At 44.7% G+C, this 3720-nt stretch carries 2 protein-coding genes; one reads left to right on the forward strand and one right to left on the reverse strand.

Translation table 11 applies throughout. The annotated features are described in order from the left end of the window. A partial coding sequence (locus PX636_RS21290) for an FAD-binding domain-containing protein (protein WP_288118743.1) occupies window positions 1-881 on the forward strand: 881 nt, incomplete at its 5' end. 6 nt (window positions 882-887) lie between these two features. Here the strand turns inward: PX636_RS21290 and PX636_RS21295 are convergent. Continuing rightward, window positions 888-3533: an efflux RND transporter permease subunit gene (locus PX636_RS21295; RefSeq protein WP_288118745.1), complete on the reverse strand. Its 2646-nt coding sequence runs from the start codon at window positions 3531-3533 to the stop codon at window positions 888-890. Between the last annotated feature and the right edge of the window lie 187 nt (window positions 3534-3720).

The following is a 3720-nucleotide window of genomic DNA, read 5'->3' on the forward strand; positions in this document are numbered from 1 at the left end:
CAGAAACTATTAACTTACCAACCCTAGAAAATTTAGGTTTTACCTGGCAAAACCCCTTACCCCTCGCTCCCGGAGAAAAGGCCGCCCATAGCAGATTAGAAGAATTTTGTCAAGGGGTTATTAACAATTATCAAGAAGATCGTAACTTCCCCGCTTTCGATGGCACCTCGCGCTTGAGTGCCGCTTTAAAATTTGGGGCGATTGGCATTCGCACAATTTGGACGGCAACCCTAGAGTTATTAGAAAATTGCTGCGCCCAGGAAGCAAAAGATAGTATTATCACTTGGCAGCAAGAATTAGCTTGGCGGGAATTTTACCAGCATTGTCTCTATTTTTTCCCAGAATTGGCGGTCGGTGCTTATAGAAAAGAATTTCGTCATTTTCCTTGGCAGGATAACGAAGAACATTTTCAAGCTTGGTGCCAGGGAAAAACCGGCTATCCGATCGTTGACGCGGCGATGCGACAATTAAATGAAACGGGATGGATGCACAATCGTTGTCGCATGATCGTGGCGAGTTTTTTAACCAAAGATTTAATTATTAACTGGCAAAAAGGCGAAAAATACTTCATGCAGAAACTTTTTGATGGCGATTTAGCCGCTAATAATGGTGGTTGGCAGTGGAGTGCCTCTAGTGGCATGGATCCGAAACCTTTAAGAATTTTTAACCCCGCTAGTCAGACACAAAAATTCGATCCGGAAGGGGAATATATTCGTCAATGGTTGCCGGAATTAGCTTCCGTAGATACGGAATATTTAGTAACTGGGAAAATCCCCCGTTTAGAAAGACATCGTTGTGGTTATCCTGAGCCAATTGTCGATCATAATCAACAACAAAAAGAGTTCAAACGACTCTATAGTAATCAGAAGCCAAAACGGTAAAACTAGCTACTTTTGACCGGCTTTAATCTGGTTCCAAACATCCTCTAAACTTAGATATAACACAGGCACAACAATTAAACTCAACAGGGAAGAAGTGACTAAACCTCCCACAATTACCATCGCCATGGGTTGCCGCAATTCCGCACCAGTACCCAATCCCAAAGCGATCGGAATCATGCCTAAAATTGTCGAACAAGTGGTCATTAAAATCGGTCTTAACCTAATCATTCCCGTTTCTAAAACCGCTTCCTCCCGACTCCAACCCTGTTGACGCAATTGGTTAGTATAGTCCAGCAATAACACAGCGTTTTTATCGAGTAATCCCAAGAGGAAGATAAACCCGATCAGAGAAATCATACTAAACTCACTACCCGTTACCAATAACCCCAACATTGCCCCCACAATCGCTAAAGGTAAACATAAAGCGATGACGATAGTTTCTAGCAGTCTTCTGAATAATAACCATAAAACTCCTAACATTAAAATTGTCGCTAGGATTAAAGTGCGACCAAAACTGCCCAAAACACCGCTACTTTGAGAAGAAGTACCCCAACGCTGTAAAGTTATCCCTTCCGGTAAAGGAATCCCTTCAATTTTAATCGCCGCATCTTCTAATCCTAAATCGGGACTAAGATTAGCACTGAGAAAAATCGCCTGTTGACCATTTAAACGCTCGATCGCCAAAAAATCCCCCCGCTCATTTAATCTAGATGATAGGGAAATATCCTTTAAACCAGCGATTTTAGCGGCCTCAACCCGCAATTTCTCGGCACTATCGCGCAATAGCTTGAAATCATCGCTTTTAATCGCAATTTGGATCGGCTTTTCCGCTTCCGTCTGCACAAAAGGAATGTCCTCGACACTGACATTCACCCCTCTAATTGTCGGTAAAATTTGCCGAATTCGCTGCTGCACCGCACTGGTGTGAGATTTACGATCGCCCTTCAGTTTAACGTGAATTTTGCCCCGATTCGGCTCACCGCGTAAACCAGCGATCATAAAAGTCGATTCCACTTCCCCATCCCGCAAAATCGGTGCTTCTAATTTGCTGCCATCGCGGATAGTGCGACGCAAAAGAAAACTTTCGGGAGAACTAGCTAACTGGGAAATCCAAGCGAAACTATCGCTAGAACTCTTAGCCGTCGGTTTATTAGGACTAATTTGCGTTATTTTCGGCAAAGGAGAAGTATAAACCAGATTAAACTCGCCGCGATCGAGTCGGGGAATAAATCCCCTAGAAATAAAAGGAATCAGGGCAATACCCGCAAAAAAGGTAATTAGGGCAATAGCAATGACCAGCAAACGATGACGCAATGACCAGTTTAAGAGCCGTCGATAGGCGTTTTCAATCGGTCGCTTTTGTTTCGTCGTTTTTGCCCGTGACTGCGGTTTCAGCCAATATACTGCCAAAACTGGCGATAAAGTTCTGGCGATCAACAGAGAAAAAATCACCGCAGCCGAGACAGTTAAACCGAAGGGTTGGAAAAACTGCCCCACCGCACCCCCCATAAAAGCCACGGGTATAAACACGGCAACAATGGTTAAAGTGGAAGCAGTGACAGCTAATCCGATCTCCCTTGTCCCCTTGAGTGCCGCATTTTTCGGGGTTTCCCCCGCGTCGATTAAACGGGAAATATTCTCCACATCGACGATCGCATCATCCACGACAATGCCAATCACCAAAGCCAGGGCCAGCAGCGTCAGGGTTTCCAGATTAAACCCATAGATGGCCATGATAATGAAAGTCCCCAAAAGAGATAGGGGGATAACCAGAGCAGAAATGATTGTAGCGGCGAAACTGCCTAAAAATATCAATATCACCAGCACCGACAGCAAAACTGCCAAAAGTAAATCATCGATCGTGCCTTGTAGGGCAGCGCGAATATATTCCGCTTGGGTTTCAGCTAAAATTATCTTGACATCGGGCAGTTTTTGTGCTATGTCTTTAACCAGTTTTTCTGCGACCGCGGCCAGATCGAGACTATTGGCAGCACCTTGTTTGATTACCTGCACAGCGATCGCCTCTTGGCCGTTAAAGCGCACCAGCGTGGGTAATGGTCGGGTTAAGCTTTTATGGGGATTATCTTCCCTAACTGTACCCTGACCGAGTAAATTAACTTTAGCCGTACCAGGAAGAGCTTTTAAGGGCGGAATTAAATTATCTTGGGCGATTTGGCTTAATTCTTCTAGGGTTTTCTGCTCACTCACCAGCGTATAGGTGACTGTTGCCGACTCATTTAAATCAACGGGGATAACTTCTGTGGTAGCTTGAGGGGGTAAAGGGATTTGCGAGATAGCCTGTTTAACTGCTGCGGTGGCTTTGTCTAAATTTGTGCCAATTTTAAAGAAAACGCTGATTACTGACTGTCCGGGGGCAGTAGTCGAAGAAATATCACGACGACCGGGGAGAGAGAAAAGGGGATTTTCTAGGGGTTTAGTTAATTGCTGTTCCGTGGTGATAGCAGTAGCTAAATCCGCTTGAGCGTTAATTATGACGACTGGAAAGCTTATATCGGGGAAAAGAGCGTATTTTAGGGAACTAAAAGCCAAAATTCCTGCCATGGCCACCGCTAACCAGAAAGCAATGGTTAACCTCGGGGCATTAATCGCTATTCGAGAGATATTCAGACGTTCTCGCCATGATTCTTTCATCTTTTGATCATCTCTCATAAGTGGGAAGTGGGGTGTGGGAAGTGGGGTGTGGGGTGTGGGGTGATGGGGAAGTGGGGAGATGGGGAGAATAAATAAAAATAGTCTCGGAGTCTCCTGAATACTGACTCCTAACCCCATGGTAGATGTTGGATTTTTGCAGGAGTTCTATTTTCTAACAAAGATAAGC

Origin of the sequence: Microcystis sp. M53598_WE2 (genome assembly GCF_030067735.1) — a bacterium.
GTDB lineage: Bacteria > Cyanobacteriota > Cyanobacteriia > Cyanobacteriales > Microcystaceae > Microcystis > Microcystis aeruginosa.